The 21,003-nt window shown below is 39.4% G+C and carries 30 protein-coding genes and 3 pseudogenes; 6 read left to right on the top strand and 27 right to left on the bottom strand.

Going from position 1 to position 21,003, the window contains the following annotated elements; genetic code table 11:
* Positions 1-234 precede the first annotated feature (234 nt).
* The 6 genes and pseudogenes from AC01GB_RS09515 to AC01GB_RS09490 form a co-directional block, all read left to right on the top strand.
* Complete coding sequence (locus AC01GB_RS09515) at positions 235-861, top strand: pentapeptide repeat-containing protein (protein ID WP_474451636.1); 627 nt, start codon at positions 235-237, stop codon at positions 859-861.
* 18 nt (positions 862-879) lie between these two features.
* A pseudogene (locus AC01GB_RS09510) lies at positions 880-954 on the top strand (pentapeptide repeat-containing protein); the annotation flags it as partial.
* Positions 934-1,683, top strand: a complete 750-nt coding sequence (locus AC01GB_RS09505) for a pentapeptide repeat-containing protein (protein WP_474452372.1) — start codon at positions 934-936, stop codon at positions 1,681-1,683. The pseudogene AC01GB_RS09510 and the gene AC01GB_RS09505, both read left to right, overlap by 21 nt.
* Before the next feature lie 53 nt (positions 1,684-1,736).
* On the top strand, positions 1,737-2,048 hold the full coding sequence (locus tag AC01GB_RS09500) for a hypothetical protein (protein WP_474451635.1): 312 nt from the start codon (positions 1,737-1,739) through the stop codon (positions 2,046-2,048).
* Complete coding sequence (locus AC01GB_RS09495) at positions 2,011-2,274, top strand: hypothetical protein (RefSeq protein ID WP_474451634.1); 264 nt, start codon at positions 2,011-2,013, stop codon at positions 2,272-2,274. The genes AC01GB_RS09500 and AC01GB_RS09495 overlap by 38 nt, the downstream gene beginning before the upstream one ends.
* A 34-nt stretch (positions 2,275-2,308) precedes the next feature.
* A pseudogene (locus AC01GB_RS09490) lies at positions 2,309-2,602 on the top strand (E3 ubiquitin--protein ligase); the annotation flags it as partial.
* 502 nt (positions 2,603-3,104) lie between these two features.
* On the opposite strand, the gene AC01GB_RS09485 reads toward AC01GB_RS09490, so the two are convergent.
* From AC01GB_RS09485 to sctE, 27 genes and pseudogenes are all read right to left on the bottom strand, one after another.
* Positions 3,105-3,935 (bottom strand): hypothetical protein, encoded by an 831-nt coding sequence (locus AC01GB_RS09485; RefSeq protein ID WP_474451633.1) that lies wholly within the window; start codon positions 3,933-3,935, stop codon positions 3,105-3,107.
* Positions 3,922-4,353, bottom strand: coding sequence for a hypothetical protein (locus tag AC01GB_RS09480; protein ID WP_474451631.1), 432 nt, complete (start codon positions 4,351-4,353; stop codon positions 3,922-3,924). Before AC01GB_RS09480 ends, AC01GB_RS09485 begins: the two co-directional genes overlap by 14 nt.
* Positions 4,346-4,744, bottom strand: a complete 399-nt coding sequence (locus AC01GB_RS09475; protein ID WP_474451629.1) for a hypothetical protein — start codon at positions 4,742-4,744, stop codon at positions 4,346-4,348. Before AC01GB_RS09475 ends, AC01GB_RS09480 begins: the two co-directional genes overlap by 8 nt.
* A 5-nt stretch (positions 4,745-4,749) precedes the next feature.
* The gene (locus AC01GB_RS09470) at positions 4,750-6,063 is read right to left on the bottom strand and encodes a FliI/YscN family ATPase (RefSeq protein WP_474451628.1); all 1,314 of its coding nucleotides are present in this window, start codon (positions 6,061-6,063) and stop codon (positions 4,750-4,752) included.
* Positions 6,047-8,080, bottom strand: coding sequence for an EscV/YscV/HrcV family type III secretion system export apparatus protein (locus AC01GB_RS09465; protein WP_474451627.1), 2,034 nt, complete (start codon positions 8,078-8,080; stop codon positions 6,047-6,049). Before AC01GB_RS09465 ends, AC01GB_RS09470 begins: the two co-directional genes overlap by 17 nt.
* 2 nt (positions 8,081-8,082) lie before the next feature.
* Positions 8,083-8,442, bottom strand: a complete 360-nt coding sequence (locus AC01GB_RS09460) for a hypothetical protein (protein WP_474451626.1) — start codon at positions 8,440-8,442, stop codon at positions 8,083-8,085.
* Between the two features lie 258 nt (positions 8,443-8,700).
* Positions 8,701-9,414 carry a hypothetical protein gene (locus AC01GB_RS09455; RefSeq protein WP_474451624.1) on the bottom strand — a complete coding sequence of 238 codons (714 nt, stop codon included), beginning with the start codon at positions 9,412-9,414 and terminating at the stop codon, positions 8,701-8,703.
* 39 nt (positions 9,415-9,453) lie between these two features.
* Positions 9,454-9,702, bottom strand: a complete 249-nt coding sequence (locus tag AC01GB_RS09450; protein ID WP_474451623.1) for a hypothetical protein — start codon at positions 9,700-9,702, stop codon at positions 9,454-9,456.
* Positions 9,699-10,757, bottom strand: a complete 1,059-nt coding sequence (locus AC01GB_RS09445; RefSeq protein WP_474451622.1) for a hypothetical protein — start codon at positions 10,755-10,757, stop codon at positions 9,699-9,701. Before AC01GB_RS09445 ends, AC01GB_RS09450 begins: the two co-directional genes overlap by 4 nt.
* A gap of 123 nt (positions 10,758-10,880) precedes the next feature.
* Positions 10,881-11,609 (bottom strand): hypothetical protein, encoded by a 729-nt coding sequence (locus tag AC01GB_RS09440; protein ID WP_474451620.1) that lies wholly within the window; start codon positions 11,607-11,609, stop codon positions 10,881-10,883.
* A 245-nt stretch (positions 11,610-11,854) separates the two neighbouring features.
* Complete coding sequence (locus AC01GB_RS09435; RefSeq protein ID WP_474451619.1) at positions 11,855-12,022, bottom strand: hypothetical protein; 168 nt, start codon at positions 12,020-12,022, stop codon at positions 11,855-11,857.
* A gap of 76 nt (positions 12,023-12,098) precedes the next feature.
* A complete protein-coding gene (locus AC01GB_RS09430; protein ID WP_474451618.1) occupies positions 12,099-12,392 on the bottom strand; it encodes a type III secretion system effector BopA family protein in 294 nt (97 codons plus the stop codon).
* 54 nt (positions 12,393-12,446) lie between these two features.
* Complete coding sequence (locus AC01GB_RS09425; RefSeq protein ID WP_474451617.1) at positions 12,447-12,656, bottom strand: type III secretion system chaperone family protein; 210 nt, start codon at positions 12,654-12,656, stop codon at positions 12,447-12,449.
* 153 nt (positions 12,657-12,809) lie between these two features.
* Positions 12,810-13,835, bottom strand: coding sequence for an HrpJ domain-containing protein (locus tag AC01GB_RS09420; RefSeq protein ID WP_474451616.1), 1,026 nt, complete (start codon positions 13,833-13,835; stop codon positions 12,810-12,812).
* Complete coding sequence (locus AC01GB_RS09415) at positions 13,825-14,496, bottom strand: hypothetical protein (protein ID WP_474451615.1); 672 nt, start codon at positions 14,494-14,496, stop codon at positions 13,825-13,827. The genes AC01GB_RS09420 and AC01GB_RS09415 overlap by 11 nt, the downstream gene beginning before the upstream one ends.
* On the bottom strand, positions 14,493-15,077 hold the full coding sequence (locus tag AC01GB_RS09410; RefSeq protein ID WP_474451613.1) for a type III secretion system domain-containing protein: 585 nt from the start codon (positions 15,075-15,077) through the stop codon (positions 14,493-14,495). Before AC01GB_RS09410 ends, AC01GB_RS09415 begins: the two co-directional genes overlap by 4 nt.
* Positions 15,077-15,811, bottom strand: a complete 735-nt coding sequence (sctJ, locus tag AC01GB_RS09405) for a type III secretion system inner membrane ring lipoprotein SctJ (protein ID WP_474451610.1) — start codon at positions 15,809-15,811, stop codon at positions 15,077-15,079. Before sctJ ends, AC01GB_RS09410 begins: the two co-directional genes overlap by 1 nt.
* On the bottom strand, positions 15,808-16,107 hold the full coding sequence (gene sctI / locus AC01GB_RS09400; protein ID WP_474451609.1) for a type III secretion system inner rod subunit SctI: 300 nt from the start codon (positions 16,105-16,107) through the stop codon (positions 15,808-15,810). The genes sctJ and sctI overlap by 4 nt, the downstream gene beginning before the upstream one ends.
* On the bottom strand, positions 16,097-16,402 hold the full coding sequence (locus tag AC01GB_RS09395) for an EscG/YscG/SsaH family type III secretion system needle protein co-chaperone (RefSeq protein ID WP_474451608.1): 306 nt from the start codon (positions 16,400-16,402) through the stop codon (positions 16,097-16,099). The genes sctI and AC01GB_RS09395 overlap by 11 nt, the downstream gene beginning before the upstream one ends.
* Positions 16,399-16,614 (bottom strand): type III secretion system needle filament subunit SctF, encoded by a 216-nt coding sequence (gene sctF / locus AC01GB_RS09390; RefSeq protein ID WP_474451607.1) that lies wholly within the window; start codon positions 16,612-16,614, stop codon positions 16,399-16,401. Before sctF ends, AC01GB_RS09395 begins: the two co-directional genes overlap by 4 nt.
* Positions 16,615-17,279: 665 nt before the next feature.
* On the bottom strand, positions 17,280-17,456 hold the full coding sequence (locus tag AC01GB_RS09385) for a hypothetical protein (protein ID WP_474451606.1): 177 nt from the start codon (positions 17,454-17,456) through the stop codon (positions 17,280-17,282).
* Positions 17,437-17,856: a hypothetical protein gene (locus tag AC01GB_RS09380; RefSeq protein ID WP_474451604.1), complete on the bottom strand. Its 420-nt coding sequence runs from the start codon at positions 17,854-17,856 to the stop codon at positions 17,437-17,439. The genes AC01GB_RS09385 and AC01GB_RS09380 overlap by 20 nt, the downstream gene beginning before the upstream one ends.
* Positions 17,807-18,097 (bottom strand): hypothetical protein, encoded by a 291-nt coding sequence (locus tag AC01GB_RS09375; RefSeq protein WP_474451603.1) that lies wholly within the window; start codon positions 18,095-18,097, stop codon positions 17,807-17,809. The genes AC01GB_RS09380 and AC01GB_RS09375 overlap by 50 nt, the downstream gene beginning before the upstream one ends.
* A 270-nt stretch (positions 18,098-18,367) precedes the next feature.
* A complete protein-coding gene (locus tag AC01GB_RS09370) occupies positions 18,368-18,730 on the bottom strand; it encodes a hypothetical protein (RefSeq protein WP_474451602.1) in 363 nt (120 codons plus the stop codon).
* A 96-nt stretch (positions 18,731-18,826) separates the two neighbouring features.
* Entirely contained in the window at positions 18,827-19,183 is a 357-nt protein-coding gene (locus tag AC01GB_RS09365; protein ID WP_474452370.1) for a hypothetical protein, read from the bottom strand.
* A gap of 13 nt (positions 19,184-19,196) precedes the next feature.
* Entirely contained in the window at positions 19,197-19,424 is a 228-nt protein-coding gene (locus AC01GB_RS09360) for a hypothetical protein (RefSeq protein ID WP_474451601.1), read from the bottom strand.
* A 386-nt stretch (positions 19,425-19,810) separates the two neighbouring features.
* Positions 19,811-20,929, bottom strand: a pseudogene (gene sctE / locus AC01GB_RS09355) (type III secretion system translocon subunit SseC family protein).
* Between the last annotated feature and the right edge of the window lie 74 nt (positions 20,930-21,003).

Here is a 21,003-nt window from a genome sequence, read left to right as displayed (position 1 = left end):
ACGTGAAGGGGGCAAACAGTTTGTTAAATTTGGTATTCCTCATATAGCAAACCGTTTACCGGCTAAAACTTACTTAGACCTAGGGGTGAATTTTTTACGTGGTGCGGATCCCGGTTTCGAATTATTAATATCATGGAGAAGAAAAGGTATTAATGCCTTAAAAAACGCCGCGCAGCAAGCCCATCAGAAAGTTCGCGGATTAACCCCATTAATCAAAGCACTGGGGAAAAAAAAGTGCAAGATTTGCCGCATGAGCCGGTTAATCAGTTTAAAGTAGAGGTGGCTTATCGTCCTGATTTGGAAAAAGAGGTTCAGGTAGTTAAGATCGGTAAACAGCAAGGTAAAGACATTTGGGTGCAGATCAATCTGGAAACGAATACCCTTTTTGGCTGTAAATATCTTCGCAATTCGACAGGTGAGCTGAAATTAGCACCAGTGTCAATCCGCGAGCGGCTTTATCAACTAAAAACTCAAGGAATGGGCGGCAAACGGACGAATGAAGCCGCTAAAAATTGGCCACTTCAATCTGAAGTTTCCTCTTTCTACCAATCACAACAACAAAAACTGCAAGCATTAAGCACACAATTGGCAAAACGCCGGATTGGGAGCAAACTTAACTTATCAAGTGAAGACTTAAGTTACATGGATCTTACCCAAGTTTTTGGTGGCTACCATAACCTTGCTCACGCTAATTTACAAGCTAATAATCTAAGCAGATCTAATCTGAAAAACATTATCATCGTGGAAGCTAACCTAACAAAAGCGATAATGAACCAAACTCAGCTGGCTAATGCTAATCTACTCATGGCTAATCTAAATGAAGCACAATTAGCAGGGGCTAACTTAACTAAGGCTAATTGATGTAACACTAATTTAGTCAACTCTGCAATGAACGGAACTATACTGCAAGAAGCCTACTTAAATAATAGTAACTTGACTAATAGTGATTTGACTGGCGCCAATTTGGCGCAAGCTAAGATAGCGAACGCTAACTTGACTAACGCCAATCTGACCAAGGCTAATCTAACTGGTGTGATATTAGTTGATACTAACCTCAATGGTGTAAATTTCACTAGTGCCAATTTAACACAAGCCAAATTGAATGGCCTTACACTACGTGAGGCGATTTTTGATCAAGCTGACCTAACCCGGGCTAACCTTGCGAACAGCGATGTTAGCAACGCTAATCTGAGTAATACTATCCTAAAAGAGTTAACAATTAGTAACACTAATTTTGCCGGTGCTTCTTTGCACGATAGTTTTACCCTTCACCTGCCTGGAGAGTGGGATGAGGATAGCCTAGATGCACTACTTAATCATTTCAACAACCAAAGCAGTCTGCTAATAACTAGCCTTAATACGATTGATAACCGGTATAGTGAACTAAAAAACAAATTGGCTTTACAGCTCGTTCATTCCCTTGACCAGCCTGACATTAATCTCAGCCATGTCACTTTACCACTATTAGATATTTTTGGAAAACCACCGTTTATTAGCAATGAAGAAATTAGCAATTTTATCAATAAACTGATGGATAATTACCTGGCAAACCCCTCAACACAATTAATTAATATGCTGGAAGCGCGTCCTGATATTATTAATATTTTTCTCGATTATTTTAATCATCAACCGGAACTGATGGTTTCCCCCAATTTAATAGTAGCTTTATTCAAACTATATTAGCGGCTAGAACAGGATAAAATATTGATAGCAAAATCGCCACAATAGCTAACCAATTGTATGAACAATATCTACAACTTACTGAAATAAAACAACAACTAGCATATCAACAAATTAAAGAAATATTTGGCAATTATGATGGAAAGGCAAATTGGACAGAGAGCAATGCGCAACACTATCTGTTACTTTCACCGAAAAAGGCAGGTAGAACATTAGTGATTGCGGAAAATATTCTGACAAAAATGCTACATCCTGATCTGGAAACCAAGTGGAATAACATTTTTATTTTTCACGATGGCGAAAATTTAGGCCCGCAACAATTCAGTCTAGATGAATGCTTCAACCAAGATTTCCCGCTGTTTTTCTAGTCATTTTTCTTATAGCCAACACCAAGCAACATTCAATAAGCTGATTGAAATACTAAATTTAAGCGAACAGCTGGACACGCTATTCCTTAATGCCCAAAAATCCAATATTTCTAGCACTAAATTAGTTGATGAGGCGTCGCAACAGACATTAAAAGAGATTTTTACTCATGTGCTTGATTTTGAGCATGGCTATAGCTTAAAAGATAAAAATTATAGAACTATATAATTTGGCTAACAGTAGCGATTGAAATAAAGCTGAACATCTGCTGACTTTATCCGCTGTTTTTACCCGTTATTCATCCAGTGCTGTGTTTGGTACCGAATTGGATTCTCCCCTGATGCTAAGATATTATGCTTACGCCTTAATGGAAAAAGTCCATAAACTTGATCCCACGCTGATTGCGCAAATACCTTTAATAATTTGGAAGAATCGATTACTTGGCTGCGAAAATGCCTTTTCTTGCACTGCCGTTTTATATGATCTGATGATTAATTATGCAATAGAGCACTGTCATGATGTTTTGAAAAAAATTCAACGATCCGCCTGGCGATAAATGCCGCAAAAAACTTTATAATAGCCTAAAAAATGATTATTAACGGCCGCGAAAGACATAAAATATAATGAAAAATTTAAATTTTTTATACGATCCATTAATAATCATCTATAGTTAGGATCATATTCATGAAAGATAGATGTTCAAATAATATTGTCATCTAATCTAATAGGAGGTTATATGAAAAAATGCCTATCGCTGATTGTGTCATACTTATTGATGATAATCGCTTTTCTGTTAATATCATCGATTTCATTCTACTGCATATTTTTATTCGACTGGCATGACAAAGCCACCGGCTATTTATACCTTATTGGCGCGGTAATCGTATCGTTAATCCTGCTGTATTTATCTGATAAAATCAAATGCATTGCATGTCATCATAAACATGATCATATCTAGTTTGATGACACACACTGTTTTTTCTACCTCTTTTGTCTGTCTAGGCTAAATATTTTTAATATTATTGCATTAGAAAAAGAGGCAAGAAAAAACAGTAAAACTATTTTTCAAGTTCAAGACAATGAAATGCCATCCCAGTTCGAGCAGTTAATAACTCACCCCAAGCAACGCGTTGTTCATTACGCAATAAACAGACTCGTGTCTCTAACATCACCTTACCAGTCAAATTTTCGGCTGCTATGAGGGTATACAGTTGTGCTAATGGCAAATCGATGGTGCCAATCTGAGCTAAATAGGGTATTTGGTTAAATGTAACCGTCGGTCGGATTTCTTTTACCCATAATTGATTAACATCGGTTAATGTCACGATAGCCAATGGTTCATGCCACCATAATAATGCTTCGCCTTGCCGGATATCCACATCACCAGCTAACCAATAACCATGCTTATGACGAATATTTTCACAATCAGCAATAAAACCGGCTAACAATTTAACCGTCACTTGCACAGGTGGGGCTTGAAATGGCGTCCAATCGGCAAAAGCTGCCTGCCACTTTTCTGCTCCAATATTGACCACCACAAACTGACATTCGTCTACCGTAATAACGGGATAAATACCCTTGGGCAACCGGTAATTAATCGGCTGTTGGCTCAATTTTGCATTAACCGTTTCACCAAGCAAAGCAAACCAGGCTGCGCTAATGCAAGGAAACAAATCTTCAGTAACAAGCGTTGGATCAGCACTACCACTATAGGTTTGCAGCGCCTGCTGCCAATTAGAGTGGTCACACCAAATACCTGCCGAATCATTGGACAACCACGACCACCACTGACCATCCCCTTCAACATAAGCAAGCTGAATGCGACAATTACCTTTTGCCAAACCGGTCGTTAACCACTGGTAAAGCATTCGCTGTTCATTGTGCTCCATCTTCTATCTCCAAAGAGAGTAAAAAACCCCTTTTTGCTAATGTTGTTAGTTTTTTCGCTACCCGCATTAATGTAAGATGTTGAACAGAATTAGCCGGTTTTAACTGTAAATGTACCGTCCCCGGTTTTTGCCAATGAGCAATGATCACCATGCCCATCATCGGCCCATTCAGTAATCGATAAGTTAAACTATTACCATGACGCAATAAGTAAACATTATTTAATGTTGCTGAGCTATTGCTATAGGCGAGTGTATCTAACACCGAAGACCAACCAGACGTTGACGAAGCGTTATCAGACTGGTCAGTCATCAAAAAACGGTCAAAACGCCGTTTTAGTTCTGGATCAACCTCCTGCCGGCGTTGAATATTAGGCACCAGACTAGTGGTGACAATATTACGCTGGATCGCATTAGCCATTCATCACCTCTTTCAGTTTTTCTTGATTTTTAATCATTACCAGACGCTGTTTCGCTAGTTGCTCCTTTTGGCTCTCTAGTCCAACAATCGTCTCACGTAATTGATCGATACGCTCTTTTAGTGCTCGCTCTGCAAGATAAACTTCGCGCATAGATTGTTTAAATAACGCTAGTTGGTCACGGGAAATGGTCTCATTTGGTAATGAAGGCGTCGCTAAATCATGCCAAAATTTCATCCGTTGTTGTTCCAACTCAGTAATGGTTGCCTGTAGCGCTTGCTGCTCACGCTGAACTCGTTGCCTTTGAGATTGCAAGCTTATTTCTCGCTGCTGTCGTAATTGCAATAATTTTTTAATAATAACCTGCTCAGAGTCAGAAAATTGATTTTTCATATACGCTAAACCAGTTGGCTAAGATCTTCTATTGTCTGATCGAATGAAACTAACTCATCGTAACCTTGCCGAAGAAATTGATTAATTGGTTGATTTTTTTTAATGGCTTCATCGGTATCTTTATCTTGTCCTGATTGATATTCACCAACACGAATTAATAGTTGAACATCTTGAAAAAGTGCTCGCAATTGCCTTAAACGACGCGCATGCAGGCTATGTGCTTTACTAACAATATTATCCATAACTCGGCTAACACTGGCGTTCACATCAATAGCGGGAAAATGTCCTGCGGCAGCTAATTGGCGAGATAAAACAATATGTCCGTCTAAAATAGAACGAACCTCATCAGCGACAGGTTCATTCATATTGTCACCTTCCACCAACACGGTATAAATAGCACTAATACTACCAACCTTAGCCGAACCCGATCGCTCTAGTAAAGCGGCCATATGAACAAACACACTAGGTGGAAAGCCATTGGCAACCGGTGGTTCTCCGGCGGCTAAACCAATTTCCCGTGCCGCACGCGCAAAACGGGTCAATGAATCAACCATCAACAAAACCCGTTTACCTTGATCACGAAAATATTCAGCAATGGTGGTTGCTGTCAAAGAAGCTTTCATTCGCTCTAATGGCGGGCGATCAGAGGTGGCGACAACTAATATGGTTTTTTTTCTAGCTGAAGCCGGTAAATGGTTATCGAGAAATTCCCGCACTTCACGTCCACGTTCGCCAACCAAAGCCAATACGACCACATCGGCTTCACAACCTCGCGCTAACATACCAAGTAGCGTGCTTTTGCCACCACCTGCGGCGGCAAAAATACCGATCCTTTGCCCAACACCCAGCGTCAAAATACCATCTATCGCTTTGATGCCGGTTGGCAAAACTTCACTAATTAACTGACGTGTTAAGGGATCAGGAGCCGAGTTATGATTACTACGCCATTCACCCGCGTTCGGCATTTTTTCTAACGGCCGCCCTAAGCCATCCACAATGCCACCTAATAAATGCTCTCCTACCCGCACTCGATGACCATGACCCAAACGTTCAACACAAGCGCCGGCCACTAACCCGATGGTAGCGTCAAATGGTGATAACCAAGCTTCTTGCGCTTTGATGGTAATGACCTCTGCTGCTAGCCGATTATCAATCAGGCATAATTCACCTTGCTTAGCGCCTGGCAGTGTCACTTTAACCAAATTCGTGAATACTTCCTGTACCTTGCCAAAACATCGATATGGGAGAATATCCGTCAATGGCTGAAATAGCGGGGTGGCCATCGCTTGAGTGATCTTTGCTTTATCCAGTGAGCGCATCCAATTTTTCCCCGGTAATATCAACTTGGGCCAGGACTTTAATATTGGCATCTTCACCAATTTCTTGGAATGAAAGTACGGCGGTGGTTGTCAATGCTGGCTCGATAATTTTGCGTAGATAACGACGTACATCCAGTGAAGTTAGTATAACACAAGCGACCTGAGTGGGTAATTTTTGTTTTATGGCAGCAATGATCTGCTGCTCTTGCGCAGGTTCAAGGGCACAATAAGATCCTATCGCTGATTGGCGAATAGATTCTCGAATACTATTTTCAATCCCATCACCGACTAACAACATTGGGATCCAGCCCTCTTCGCTAGTAAAGCGCCGGCGAATATGACGGCGAAGTGAAACCCGAACATACTCGGTCAACATTACTGTATCTTTTTCTTTCGAACCCCATTCAACCAGCGTTTCGAAAATGGTTCTTAAATCACGAATAGAAATCTGTTCTTCAACTAAACGTTGTAAAATGTCAGTCACTTTACTAATGGGCAGTAAGCGCTGTAATTCTTTCACTAATTCGGCATAGCGCATCTCCATCGCATCCATCAAATAGCGCGTTTCCTGTATACCTAAAAACGCTTTGCCAAAGTGATAAATGACTTTTTCTAGTAAATAGGTGACAATTTCTACTCCCTGATAACCGGCCGCTGGTGGCAATGATTGATTATCATCTGCTAACCAATAGATTATTTGATGATTAAAAATCAATTGCTCCTGGCGTATTTGAGGTAAATCTATTGGTTGAGTTAATAAAGTTGCCGCTGGATCTATCTCTGTTTTTAACACGGGCTCTTGATATAACAGTATTTGTAATGTGTTTGTCTCTTTTGTATCGACCTGCAACTGTATTTCAGGTAAAGGCAAGCCTAATTTTTCAAATAATTGCCGACGTAAATTTTGTATTTTGTCAGCCATCGTCTCCGTCATTAGCTGTTGGCCAATAATGACTAACAGTGGTATTGTGCCTGGTGTCATCTCTCGTGATCCCTGTTCCGTTCCATTGTCAGCAGAGGAATAAACCTGACCTGATCCTTTTTTTACTTTGGCGTTACGTTTCATCCAATAAGAACAGCCAAATAGCATCAATGCTAAGGAACCAAATACAAACCAAGGAAAACCAGGGATGATAGCAAAAACCAATAAAATACCAGCAGTCAGCTGCAATGACATAGGTTGACTGATTATCTGTTGTACTAAATCACCAGCCAGATTATTCTTTTTCTCTCCGGGTACTCGAGTAACAATCAATCCTCCAGTGATCGAAATAAGTAATGACGGTATCTGCGCAATTAATCCATCTCCTACCGATAAAATAGCATAAGTATTCAATGCTTCCGTTGCCGACATATTATGTTGCAACACACCAATGCCAATGCCACCACAGATATTGGCCAAAATGACAATTACGCTGGCAATGGCATCGCCTTTGACAAATTTCATCGCGCCATCCATAGCACCATAAAGCTGGCTTTCCTTTTGTACCAATACTCTTTGGCGTTTGGCTTCAGTGGCATCAATAATACCTGCCCGCATGTCACCATCAATACTCATCTGCCTGCCAGGCATACCATCAAGAGAAAATCGGGCACTCACTTCGGCCACACGTTCAGAGCCTTTAGTAATAACAATGAACTGTACGATAGTGATAATGGAAAAAATAATGATACCAACCCCAAGATTACCGCCAACCACAAAATTACCAAAGGTATACACTATCTCACCGGCATCATGTTGTAATAAGATCAGACGGCTAGTACTGATAGTCAATGCTAAACGATATAATGTGGTTATCAGCAACATGGATGGAAAGGCAGAGAAGTCAAGCGGATCACGAATATAGATTGCCATCATAAATAAAATGATCGACAACCCTAAATTGATCGCGATTAATACGTCAATTAAGGGAGTTGGCAGCGGCAAAATCATCATGAATACTGATAACATTAGCATGGCGCTAAGGATAATATCTTGACGTCCTGCAATTTTAGATAGCCAACGAGTGATTGACATTATCAGGCGGATCCTTTAGGTAACTGTGAAAGAAATTGACGCTGCCTTTGACACAAACGAAATAAAAAAAGACCATCACTCTCTTTTGGGCACCATGCGCTCACATAGGGTCGGTGGCGAATAATAAATACTCGCTGCGGGATCCCCCAAAACCGCTCTGGTTGATTAAGTTTTAATGCTGACAAGAGATCAAAATCACCCTCTTTTAACAACCAACTGGTTATAAGAAAACGCTCTTCAATAATTTCAATACGTAGACCAAAAGGTGGCCAATGGCACTCAATTGCCGTTGAAATTTCGACTATTCTGTGATTGAACAAAGAGAAAAAATGTTCAAGATTACGAGCAAGTTGCAATTTCATTATCTTCCCTCTTTACTATTTATTAAGCATGCTAGAGGAAGCTCTGGCTTCGTATCCGGTAAATACCTGAAATAACCTCACGGCAAGTAAAATGAATTTTTCGCCAACAAGGTTAAAATTAACAAAAAAATATTTACAGCCACAATACAATGATCAATACAGCGCAACTGGTTTAATTAAATCAATCAGTTATTCTAAATTACGTTAATCTGTAATGACTTCAATCAGTTAAATGACCTTTATATGCGGCTGATAAAATCAGTCGACAACAAGTTTAGATCGGACCAGTGCCTCATCAATTTCAGCCAAACAGTTTGTCAATTCCTGACCGTCTAGCTCTTGCCAACCGCCTAATTGTTGTGTAACCGTCGCCAGTAATTCAGCTCGCGCTTTTTGCTGATTGCGGGCTAATTGCTGCTGTGTTTCATTCCCCCAGTTTTCCAGTTGGCGCACAAAAAATTGCGCCTGATCCTGCTCTGCTACCTGCTTAAGTGAAATATATTTTTCAATATCGACTAACTGGATATCTAAATGTTTAGCAACAGTATTATCCTGATATTGCTTGTCGACAAATCGCTGTAACGCTTCTTGGATACGCTGTTCAGTCATATTATCTTGCGCAAATTCATATGCCTGACGAAAACCTAGGAAGTTGCTATTTTTTAGTAAACTTAACCCACTATAGCCAAAGTAGCCACCTACTGTAGCGGCTAACAATGCACCTAAGCCTAAAACCGCTAACCCTACTCCGCCTGATCCTAGCGTGAATAACACCATAGCAGCTGCAACGGTAGCAGAAATAGCTGCTGTACCGGCAATTGCAGCGATACTAAACAATTTTGCTTTAACATTCATTTGCCGCCAAAAATTAGTGGTATCCTGCCACCAACGGCGAAAAGTTCCGACTTTATTAGTTTCAAAACAATCACGAGCCAAGTTACCAATATCTTGCAGTAACTGGCGTTTCATCATATAACTGACTGCCGAAGTAGCTCGATCTTGAAAACTACTCTATTCACGAATGCCGAGCATCAATGCTTTAACCATCACTTCAGTATTACGATGCGCTGATATTGTTGAGGCTATTTTCTGCGCCGCCCAAGTTTGAACAAAGCCGCCTATCATACTGGTTACCCAACCGGTAGCAAAAAACGGTGCCAGTGAACTGACTAAACCACTTTGGACACCACCTTTGATGCTACCAGCAAGATAAGGTAATAAATGGGTAAAATGTAATAGCGCAATCACTTCAGGCGTCATTGAATATAATGGCTGTAAGGGAGTAGCTCTCGGGTACCCAGAAGAATATCTTTAACTTGATTTTCTACCGTCGCACTTTGCCAAACAGAACTAACAGCAGCCGCCTGATCGGCACCGAACCAACCACTATTAGCGCTAATAATTTGATAAGCATGGGTAATATCCTTGGCTAGTGTTTGTGATTCCATCGGATGTGCCATTACCCAACGATGAAAACCACTAAATGCCGCTGAAATTCCCTGATAGTTATCTGTATCAAGTGCGTCGGCGAGTCGAGAGGGATTAAATACTTGCAATAGCGCTTGATAAACCTCTGTCAATATATGCATGCCATTTTTTGCTAGTTGGTGCTGTAAAATCAAGGTTCGCAAATCAGGTCTAAATTCGCCTAACCATCCTCCCCAATCTCCGGTAATATTTTGCACCACCCGATGCTGCCATGCTTGAACATTATAGTAATCACCCTGCTCTGGATATCCGCCCATTTTATTTGCCTGTCTATCAAAACGAACCAGCAACAGCAAAGCAGCCTGATACTCTTCATCTAGCGCGACAATTCCTTGTTCAATTTCTTGTAATTCACTCGCTTTCGATAGATACTCTCTAACCTCCGAGTCAGCTTGTAATTCCTTATTCTTCTGCCAGCTCTTATCGTCAAAGCGATCGTCTAAATATGATGCCCGCATCGACAGTTCTTCAGTCAGCCCTTGTTCTTGTAGACTAAGATCATAGATAGCTAAATCAAGTTGCCGTAACTGAGGTAAAAAAGCCAGATAACCTTGTTTATTAAGCTCCCTTACTTGCTGAATGGTTATATCATGCAATTTTTGCAACTGAGCAACGTATTGGTCTTGTCGCTGATATTGCTGTTTAACTCTTTGCCAAACCGTTGCCGCTTCCTGTAATAAGCGTAAATGCTGCATTTGCTCGCTAATTTGTTTTAATTCTTCTTCAAAGCGGCTGCGTACTTTGTCTACATTTAATTTTTCAGTCAAAGATTTTAATGCAGCATGATAATCAGTTAATGTCGCTATTTTCTCAGTTAAAAAAGGCAAATATCGCTCAGGAGATACCATTAATCAAGATGGCAATACACGTTGTTTCACATCACAATGGAAATTTATGGCAGGTTGGCCACTTTCGCTATCATACAATTCTTCAAATCTATAGACTTTATCTTATGCAATGAGCACTTTTCTGGCCAAAGCAACCCATTTTTCTTCATTTGCTAGTTGCTGAATATCAGTTTCACATCCCGGTTCTATCTCTAAATCATCGAGGTCCACCGCTCCATCAGCAATAAGTGTTTTATCTTGTAGGATCCAACGCTCACCACTAATGCTAATCAACATCGCTACCAGACACTGTTCATGTAAATAGATCTCTTCTCCGGCTCTACTTAACCAGTTGGTCAAAAGCGCTGCTTGGCTACGAACATTTTTCTGTTTGTCATCAATTCCCATGCGTTGCTCAAGATCCATTTTGCTATTTTTTACCTGATCCCGACTTAGTTTTAGCACCTGAATTAAATGTTGATAAACACCAAACTGAATTTTATCCTGTTCTTGTTTAAAAGAAATCGCAATTTGACCCGCTAACTGAGGCCGTTCAATCGCCAAAATGGCCACTAACGTTGTTAGTTCAGATGATGAAGGTAATGGTAATTCTGCCTTCGCCCAAAATTCAGTTAATTGTTCTTGCCATTTGTCTATTGAAGGCGCCTGATCAAACATCTCAATTAACTGATGGCTGAGTAATAATACCGATTCTGAGGCTAAATTTCTAAGTTCCTCAGGCAAATTCTCAAAGCGGGTATTAATGATCTGCCGCTCTATGACCGTCTGCTGCCAAAATTCAGGTAACTTTGCCAACTGTACAGCAACTGTGGCAATGTGCTTTTTCTGCACTAAAACCTGCTGCAATAATGAGGTCAAATGAGCTTGTTGAGAAGAAGGAACCGTCAGACAACATTGTTCAATGTCATCTAGCGCTTGCCGATAAGAATCAAGATAACTTTTTATTTGCTATAAAGATCAGAAAATTCATCAGACTGGTGACGTAGATCAGTTAAAGCTAACAAACATGAAGAGGCACTTTGATATTCATTTTTTTCAACTAGCTTATGATAACCAGCAATGGCTTGCTGCACTTTTTAAATATTTTTATCTTCCAAATAAAACCAATTACCAAATCTAGGTATTGCAGTCGGAATAGGTAAATGGCTTAGCCCACCTTGATTGACTAGTCGTTTTATCGCATTGCTACACTGGTTCAGTAAAAAGACTTTATTGTTTATGCCTTCAGCTTGACTATCAGACATTGGATGCGCTTGGCTCATCGAACAATATAGATTGAGGAATAAATTCTATTTTATGGGCAGTCAGTGGTGTCTTTGGTCATAAATCAAGTCTAGGTAATGTTTGTTCAGCGGTAGCCAAACCATACCTTTCCGCTAACGAGCGTAAGAACACAGTTAATTTCTGTTGAGCGGTGATATTAAGGCGTGCAACATAGGCCCGAATCGCATTTTCATTTTTCAAAAAAGGTAGTTTAGCTAATGTACTTAACACATGGTCATTAAAACTCATTTGAGAATGCACCAAACTTGAACAACCTTGATCTTGTTGACCCGAGATGAAGCAAGGGCCTGTCCACGAATTTTTTGAAAATCTATCCAATTCAATCGTCATATAACAACCTATATTGTTAGCTCCGGGCATTGACTAAACTCACGGTAAAGCGCTTCATAGCAAATTGGCACGTTCAAACCAGACTAAGAGTTCTTCACCACTGGCGGGAACCGGCCAATTCACTGCATATAATAAAGTTTGCTGCACTGAATCATAGCCCACTGCACCATCATTATTTTCAACCAGTTGCATATTGTGGTGCATACAATTAATGAATAGTAAATGTGCTTTTTGCGCATCAATCTGTCCAAAAAAACCATACAACTGCTAATAAGCTACTTTGGCATGGATGGATATCATCAATTGATTATCGAGTAATAAAGTGTACTGATCACTCCCATCTCATACCAAGGGTAGGCCTAATAGTTGACCAAAACGGGCCAGTACACTATCTTCTTTACGCATTTCTCCTCTCCTTTAAACAGCATACTCATCATTCCACTGTTCAAGCAGTTGTAACATGACTTCCAGGATATGCTCTTTTTGCTCTGGATCGCGATAACAAGCTTCACTCATGACCACAATAATTTCGCGCCATTTACGTAAAAAAATTAAACGTTGCAACGTTGTTAATGGCAATTTTATTATCAACTGCGCTAATGCTTCAGGATAGATCCAACCCTGCTCCAATAATTCAATACTGATTTCTGCAACGGTATCGTTTGCTAAATTGAGTGTGCGCGATAAGTAAGCACAATGCTCAGTAAAAGCTAAGAACAGCCATAAGCGACGTAAATCGTCAATCGTAGTTATCAATTTAGTCATATCTAACTGTTCATGGCTTACCAGGGGCTCTGATAATGCACGTATTAATAATTGAATAGTCCGCCGTCGATCTTTATGTTCTTGTAATAATTTAAACCAATGACTTAGCCCTTTTTCTCCACGCGCAGCATGCTGATAGAGTTGACGATAAGCTTGCAAACGTGAAGTATCTATAGTCATACCTTGGCTAGCGGCAATTAACGCTAACTCAATATCTTCTTCGGCTAACAATGACATTAAAAACTTTTTGATTTTCGAACGTTCAGATAAGGCTAAACTGGTCATACCCTGTAATGTCGCTAACAAAAAAATAAGCTGTCCCTTATCTAAACCAAGCTGAGGAATTTGCTGTAAAATTTTTTCGCCATCTTTAAAGGAAAGCAGTTGTTTAGCAATCTGCTCAATAAAACCTCGCTGCTTTTCATCTAATTGCTGTAAAAGTTTTTCTACACCATTAAATAATGCACTTTGCTTTTTATTTGAATCGGCAATTTTTTTCATTACCTGGCTTAGCCCTAAGCTTAAACCCTCTAACGTCTCTTCCAGCGCCTCAGCACGTACTTCTGCTAATGCAATGCTGGCTTGCATTGCGGTACTCTCTGCTGGTAAAAAACTAGCTGACTGCTTGCTATCTTGTAGAGATTGAAAATCGAGATAATCAGATTGATCAATCCGCATCACAAGTTCCTCTCAAGTGCGTTTTTTCCATTGTAGGAAAACAGGTTTCTAGTAGCCTTTCAAGGTGTTCATATAAATCAAAGCGTAATGTCATACAACTTGAACTCAGTTCTGCTTGCCATGGTGCAAAATCAGAACGGAGCCTAATTTGCATCTGTTCTGCAAATATTTTACCCAACCCATCTGCCTGTTCCGGTGAAACACTCAATACCAAACTTTGTTTAGTGGTTGCTTCACCAATCTGCTCAGTAATCTGGCTAATCAGATTTTCACTAATATTTTGTTTTTTACTCCAGGCTTTGATGACTAATTTTACTTGTTGGTAGATCCGTTCCTGTAAAACGACAACTAATTGTTTTTCTAACTCCGCCTGTTCAATCAGCCAATTAAGGCTTTCTGCAACTATTTCTTGCCTCAATTGTGCTCGCCACGCTTTTTCCTGCTCCTTAGCGCTCATCTCTGCTTTAGCAACAATCTGTTGAGCTTCCTGCAGAAGCGCGTCACACTCATGCCGTACTTTATCTACATATTGCTTAATACGTTGCTTGGCTTTCTGTTCCCGCCTACATTCAGCTAAACCTTGCTGAATTTCATCAGGTGTGATTTCCAATGTTTGCTTTAAGAGCTCAAACTCTTTAACTAACACTAAAAATCCATTCATAAGAAACGCTCCAAACGAAATAACCAGCGAACAGCCTGTTCAATCTGTTGCTGCGAACAGACCATTTGCTGCTCTAATGGTGCAAAATACCAGGCCAAAAGCCGCGCAAAATCTTGTTCCTGCCAATAATTTGAGAAAACATTTAAGGCATAAAGATGTGCCTGCTCAAGAAATTCCTCAACTAGCCAATGCACCGCAACAGTGTGGCACTCTGGCGGCCATAAAGCGATTAATTGCTTAATTTGTTCCTGGCTTAATAAGGTCGCTAAACGTGATCTATAAGCACTATCCCACAAATAGTCAGGATAGGGATTACAAACTAATCCAACGACGGTGAATAAAAATGGCTTTTTCGTTAATAACAAAAGCCAGGTCTGCATATTTTCGGGTACTTGACGATATAAAGTAGGTTGAAATCCTAATCGATTAAGTATCAATTTATCTAAGCGTCGTTTTAATTCATTACTAATTGGGTAGCGAGACTGCCATTCATTAAGTCCAAGCGATTGCCACCATTTAGCGTGCATGATCTCGCCTGGATGGGATAATAAATAATTAAATCTCATTGCCAATTCAGTCATTAAGATTTATCCTTACGGCGTCCAAATATTAATGCGGCAAATACGACAATAAATATTCCGGTAATAGTCAATAAGATTAACGTTTTATTAGCGACAATATAATTCTGTAAATATTGCCATTGCGGCTCAGTTTGAATTTTCTGTGGTTGATAGCGGAATTCAGCTGGTTGCAAAAACAAACTAATTTTGTCGGATTGCAAACCTGATATCGCATTCTTAATTAAATTGCGAATTTGCGCTTCAACACCACTCATATTGACTTTTGGCGAATATTTAATGTAAACCGCTACCGACTTTTCTGGCGTGCTATTATCAATATTACCCTCACTATTGTTCGACTGAGCAATAGACACGTGTGCACTAATAACACCGTCCATGCTTGATAGCGTACGTTCTAATTGTTGTTCTTTAAGATAACGCATTTTTGCTTCTTCTTGAGCAGGAGAAGAAACTAATTGACCTGCAGGAAAAAGATCCTCAATACCAACATATTGTGTTTTGGGATAACCATTTTGCCTAAGTATTTCCACCGCATCGATGAACTTATCTTTTTCAATTTGCAATGTCACTTTGCCAGTTTTGCTATCGATTTCAGAATTAACATCAATGTGATTTAACATCAATAATGCCACCATCTGATTAGCTTCATCTTGCGGCAAATTGCGGTATAACTCGACCTTACAGCCGGTCAGGAATAACACCAATAATAAACATAAATACTTTAAGTATTTCATTGCATGGTCACTAATTTATTGATCGATTGAGCAAGACTTCCTGCTGTTTTAGCTGCCATGTCCACTTCAAGAACGGCTTTCACTATGATTGCTTGTCCTTGCACGGCTTGGGTAGGTGACAACGCTTGAGCCATTGGCTCGACAGTTGATGGAAGAACTGACCCTAATGCAGCCGTTTGTCCTTGACCGTGTTGCATTAATTGATTGAATTTTTCAACTATTTGGCTATCGGGATTAACTGTTTCTGCCGCCTGGGTCTTCATCATATTGATGGGGGCTACCGCTTTAATGTCCATTTTCATCTCCCGCTAATAAAGCATAAATTTGCGCATGATCGATCATGTCAGCAGGCAAGGAAAATAAATATCGTAATCCTTCACCTTGATTACTCTTCATGCCCATTAATGAACGCAGGGCGGCACTATTTTCACCTAACGCAAAGTAGACTAAACCACTACATAGCGCACGCGCCTCTTCGTCAGCAATCAATTCTGGAAACACAGCTAAAATGGCATAAGCCTGTTTTATTAATCCATGATTGGCAGCAGCAAGCGCAATTTCTACCAATAATTGTTTATCTTCTTTTTTCATATTTTAGCAATAATCCCTTGTATCATGTCTTTAACCACTTTGATCAAAGCGCTTTCGTAACCGATAAAATTGGAATATTGCTGTACCGCAAACTGCATCTGTAACATCTGATCCGGATTACTAGGATCAGCGTTGGCAATTTTACTTTTAATATCACCAGCAGCATTAGCAGATAGTTGCGATAATTGGTTGATGATAACATTTAAATCCATAATTTTACCCTAACGTCAAATTAAGCATTGTTTGCCAGACCTTATTCATCTTATTTTTCAACTATCAATAAAAATGGATGTAAATATTTATTACCAAACGAGATAAACAATGCTATTTCACTTGATCAAAACACTTAACGATACATCAGTATTCAAATCTTTTTTAAAACTAAAAAAACCTATGCAACTCTATCCATTATTAATATTTCTGTTAGTGTTTTATTGTTATTTAATGACTTATTTCTATATTATTGCTTTACTGCATATAACATAGTCTGGTGGTTAATATTCAATTTCTATATCCGGTATTCACCTGAAATATCAATAAAAAATAAGCAAGTTATGATTAGCATTAAATTTAATTAGGATAAATACGAATAAATAAATATAACCAAATGGAATATAATAGTTAAATTCGATATAACTAATTAGATTTATCGTTAGATGAGAAGAAATAAATTGGTATTTAAAGATAGATGGAAAAGATTAATATATTTGTTAAACTAAAAAACAAGGATATTTTTTAAAAAAAAATTAACCGACTACAACAGAACCCGTTAATTTTTATTATCAACATATTATCGATTTAATGAGCAATATGAAATCTAAATATTACCAAATAATATAGTAATTTTTAGCTATTACTCTTGAAATAATGATAACATTTATGCATATTTAATTTTACAAGATTGAACCTTCATTTTTTCCAATTCAAGTTCAAACTGCAATTGACGATTTTTTTGTTCTAAATTGGCCAAATCTAATTGATATTGTTGCTCGCTGTGCTGTTGGGTAAGCCCATTTTGCATTTCCCTTAATTTGCTAATCCTTTGCTGCTGCATTTGTTGTTCCTGTATCCGATTTTTTTCTCAACCGCATTGTCCAAAGCCACAGACGCCGACCTTGAGGTAAATGCATCGACACGTTACTCACCAATTTAGTCGCTGAGAAAGTGCTACTCAACGCACCTAATGTTGCTGTCGTAACCGCACCGCCCGAACATAATGTACCAACAACCAGGCCAGAACGTAAAAAAGCAGAGGTATACTTAGACCAATTTTCAGCGCTATCGCTTGACATGCCTGCTTTATTGAGTAGCCGATAAACAGCATTGGCTATGGTATCAGATCCTAACTTTAATCCTTCACCACCCTTAGCTTGACTATGCCAATTAGCATAAGCACACCCAGCATCAGCAACCGCCAAACCAAATGTAATACTTGAACCAATAAGTAATGGCATTGTTGATCCGGCAGTAAATAGGGTAGCTGCTATCGAAAAGCCCTAAACCAACACTTGCGATCCCTACATTTAATAGCTCTTTAAAAAAAGAACGTTTAGCGATTTCAACACCTTGTTGCTTAGCTTCATCATAATATTGTTTAGACTGATTAATTTGCTGTTCAATTTCTGGTTTAAGATCCAGTGGCTTGCTTACCTTTGTATCTCCATTTGGCGTCGCCAGATCTAACCACTGTGTCACATTATTGGCGACTGTTAGTGGTACCTGGTCAATATTAAATTGTCGTGCCGTAGTCGATGGTTTTATTGGTGATTGAGCAAGATCTAGGTAAGCTAATGTTGCTCTGCTAGAATCGATAGTTTTTCATATGCCATAAAATACCCTCTTATTAGTCATGAAGTTCACTGTATAACTTCATCTAATAATGTCTGTGCAAGCCTACGTATATCAGGTTGTATTGGTGCAATAAAACTCTGCTCAATTGATGTCTGTAACGCATCAATAGCTTCGCTAGTTTGCTTCTATTCCCAGATAGCATTGAGCGATACGAAAGGTTACTCCTGCATCTCTAGCATCGAGTAAACTGGCATAGCCATAAAACACTAATGCATACCGATATTGTTCTAAAGCGTGTAATGTTAAGCCAAGCCGATAAGATATTTTCGTTCGCAAGGCTGGTACAACCAAATAAGTAAAAGCAGTTAATGCTGGCGACAATAACAGCTGTTGATATGCATCTACAGCTTGTTGGTAAGTCGCATTTAATATCTCACTGGAGATATTTTGTTTTGTTTGCGGTTGCGTCAATGCCTGTTCAATAATGGCTATTAATTGCTCTAATGTAACCTCCTGATTAATATTTGTCATTGTCATCTTGGGTCAAAGCCTCACTTAATTAAAACCGCTCAATAACGTATCTTGAGCGGTGCATTTCCCTAAATTTATTAATATGCTATTTATTATTTAGATTTATTTATTTACTACTGCTGAGCTAATACGCGTGTACAAGTCAACTAAATCTTTGACGATAGAGCGCATTTGTTCGGATAGTTGACAAGCTTTATCCCATGAGTCCTTAATGTTTTTTGCGTAATTCTGCGCATTCATTGTTTGGAAATCACCTTCAACTTTTTCCAATTCTGCATTTTTAGTCATTTCAGCAGAACCCAGCTGGCCACTTCCTTCCAGACCTTTACTGGTCGCTTGTCCCAAATGAATGGCGATTTCACCAAATCGTCTGGCAAAAGCACCACTTAGTACGCCAACCCCACCAGAGACCATTTGAAACGCACCGGCTAATTTGGCCGCATCATAGGCATCTTCTATCCCTTGGCGTTTTTTATCGAGTGATGAAGTTTGATATATTCCAGCCTAACTCTTGTTGCTTTTGGTTAAATTCCTGCAAAATATTGCGCAGTTTTTTTAATACTTCAGCTAACTTAATAATCAATTCATTGATCTGAGCAATGGCATCCATATTACTACCACCATAGAGCCCACTGTTACCAACATCATCATACTTATCGACTGAAACTGAATTAGCGGACATTGATTGAATATCATTCATAACTGCCTCCTACTAAAATTATCTGAATAATCAGTAACTACCCATTTCTTGGCGCGTTTTACACTGTGCTGTTTTAGGACGCTTTTATCTCGTTGTTTTGTTGATCATTAAATTTCGTTATTAGCAATAATAGAGCAACCTCAATATCGATTATCATTTTATGATCAACTATCAATTAGCCGCTGAATTTTACTTTTCATCATTAATTTCAGGCTAATAATGTATAAATCTGAACAAAAATAACACTATCAATGCCTTACAATTATCAAAATCCAGCTGTTTAATTACCAACTTACGGTAGTAATAACTAATTGAAACAACTACAGTAAAAATATTTATTGCACCTAAACCGTGGCACTAGCAATGCGCGATTGCAACATACCCGTTTAACTAATCGTCCTACTTACCCCAGCTAAGGTATCACTCTGTTTATCTAATAGATCTTTGATCGTTTTACCTTGCTGCTCTTTCGCTTTGTCGTACCAATCAAAACAAAATTCTATAAAATTTTGTTGCAAGATCAATGCTTCGATCTGTTTTTGTAGCTTAGCTTTTTCTAGGCCGATAATACCGCTAGTTACCGTTTTACCGGCACTGGCCGTAACATAGACCAAATCGAGAGAAACAAAAGTACAGGCTTTAATGGCTTGTTTGATCACCTCATTAAGGATTAACTTAGTGACTTGCTTAGTAAGTTCTTCTGCTGTGATTTGCAACCCTTTTTCTACTGCTTGGGTAGCTATCTTCTCAACAGATTGAGTTACCAGTGTTTGGATCGCTTCTTGACTGAAAGCCTTACTTAATGATTTAGCAATCTGTCCGCCACGTTCAGCCACTTTTTCTAAGCCTTTCTCTACACCTCCAACTAATTGTTTGCCAATCTGTTCAGAGACCTGCTGACCAACTTGCTTAGCAATAGTTCATATTGCTTGTGATGAATTTTTAACCACGGCTTCAGCTAATTTTGGCGCCGCTTCTTTCATGGCTTCGCCCGTTGTTTTGGCTATCGCTCTGGCCGCCGATATCGCACGCCCAGCCTGGAAAATATCTAACGCCATCGCAACAACTTCAGCACCCAACTGAACTTTACCAGCTATATCGGCAACTTCCTGGCATTTGTCTTTATCTGCACTTAGCAATATTGCCGTTTCTGCTGCAGCTTTGACCATTCCTGCAATGCCAGCAGTTAAATAAGATGCGCTACTGGCAATTTCTAATGAACCACCAACTACATCACCAACCGCGAGCCGAGCCGCACCTTCAACCAGTTTGAGTGCACCATAAACAGCCTCTACCGCGCCAACAATCCAATCAAAAATATCAGCAAAAATACCGCCTCTTTGCGCTTTTTCCGATTGCTCAATTTGTTTGGCCAGTTGCTCTTGAAACTCTTTTACCCTTTTATCACGTAAAAATGCTTGGGTATCGGTCATCAATTGGCTAACTTTCGCTGCCGAATTCGCCGTATCACCAAATATTTTTAAACTCAGGTTGGCATAGACCATTCGGGTAAACTGGCTTTTTCAACCGGATGGCTATTATGAACATGAGGATTTTGTATATCCGCTGTATTAATGGA

This window comes from Candidatus Arsenophonus phytopathogenicus (assembly GCF_056113345.1).
The sequence above is the reverse complement of the archived record's forward strand: the minus strand, read 5'-3'. Positions and strand labels throughout refer to the sequence as shown.

What these genes read in the sequence shown, in the direction of transcription:
- sctF (WP_474451607.1), bottom strand. Translation starts at nt 16,614, where the DNA reads ATGGATTTAAATGTTATCATCAACCAATTATCGCAACTATCTGCTAAT.
- AC01GB_RS09380 (WP_474451604.1), bottom strand. Translation starts at nt 17,856, where the DNA reads ATGCCATTACTTATTGGTTCAAGTATTACATTTGGTTTGGCGGTTGCT.
- AC01GB_RS09485 (WP_474451633.1), bottom strand. Translation starts at nt 3,935, where the DNA reads ATGGAGCACAATGAACAGCGAATGCTTTACCAGTGGTTAACGACCGGT.
- AC01GB_RS09370 (WP_474451602.1), bottom strand. Translation starts at nt 18,730, where the DNA reads ATGACAATGACAAATATTAATCAGGAGGTTACATTAGAGCAATTAATA.
- AC01GB_RS09470 (WP_474451628.1), bottom strand. Translation starts at nt 6,063, where the DNA reads ATGCGCTCACTGGATAAAGCAAAGATCACTCAAGCGATGGCCACCCCG.
- AC01GB_RS09410 (WP_474451613.1), bottom strand. Translation starts at nt 15,077, where the DNA reads ATGACTGAATTGGCAATGAGATTTAATTATTTATTATCCCATCCAGGC.
- AC01GB_RS09465 (WP_474451627.1), bottom strand. Translation starts at nt 8,080, where the DNA reads ATGTCAATCACTCGTTGGCTATCTAAAATTGCAGGACGTCAAGATATT.
- AC01GB_RS09430 (WP_474451618.1), bottom strand. Translation starts at nt 12,392, where the DNA reads ATGACGATTGAATTGGATAGATTTTCAAAAAATTCGTGGACAGGCCCT.
- AC01GB_RS09480 (WP_474451631.1), bottom strand. Translation starts at nt 4,353, where the DNA reads ATGGCTAATGCGATCCAGCGTAATATTGTCACCACTAGTCTGGTGCCT.
- AC01GB_RS09360 (WP_474451601.1), bottom strand. Translation starts at nt 19,424, where the DNA reads ATGAATGATATTCAATCAATGTCCGCTAATTCAGTTTCAGTCGATAAG.
- AC01GB_RS09495 (WP_474451634.1), top strand. Translation starts at nt 2,011, where the DNA reads ATGAATGCTTCAACCAAGATTTCCCGCTGTTTTTCTAGTCATTTTTCT.
- AC01GB_RS09395 (WP_474451608.1), bottom strand. Translation starts at nt 16,402, where the DNA reads ATGAAAAAAGAAGATAAACAATTATTGGTAGAAATTGCGCTTGCTGCT.
- AC01GB_RS09385 (WP_474451606.1), bottom strand. Translation starts at nt 17,456, where the DNA reads ATGCAGCAGCAAAGGATTAGCAAATTAAGGGAAATGCAAAATGGGCTT.
- AC01GB_RS09460 (WP_474451626.1), bottom strand. Translation starts at nt 8,442, where the DNA reads ATGAAATTGCAACTTGCTCGTAATCTTGAACATTTTTTCTCTTTGTTC.
- AC01GB_RS09450 (WP_474451623.1), bottom strand. Translation starts at nt 9,702, where the DNA reads ATGACGCCTGAAGTGATTGCGCTATTACATTTTACCCATTTATTACCT.
- AC01GB_RS09420 (WP_474451616.1), bottom strand. Translation starts at nt 13,835, where the DNA reads ATGCGGATTGATCAATCTGATTATCTCGATTTTCAATCTCTACAAGAT.
- AC01GB_RS09475 (WP_474451629.1), bottom strand. Translation starts at nt 4,744, where the DNA reads ATGAAAAATCAATTTTCTGACTCTGAGCAGGTTATTATTAAAAAATTA.
- AC01GB_RS09415 (WP_474451615.1), bottom strand. Translation starts at nt 14,496, where the DNA reads ATGAATGGATTTTTAGTGTTAGTTAAAGAGTTTGAGCTCTTAAAGCAA.
- AC01GB_RS09435 (WP_474451619.1), bottom strand. Translation starts at nt 12,022, where the DNA reads ATGTCTGATAGTCAAGCTGAAGGCATAAACAATAAAGTCTTTTTACTG.
- AC01GB_RS09455 (WP_474451624.1), bottom strand. Translation starts at nt 9,414, where the DNA reads ATGATGAAACGCCAGTTACTGCAAGATATTGGTAACTTGGCTCGTGAT.
- sctI (WP_474451609.1), bottom strand. Translation starts at nt 16,107, where the DNA reads ATGGACATTAAAGCGGTAGCCCCCATCAATATGATGAAGACCCAGGCG.
- sctJ (WP_474451610.1), bottom strand. Translation starts at nt 15,811, where the DNA reads ATGAAATACTTAAAGTATTTATGTTTATTATTGGTGTTATTCCTGACC.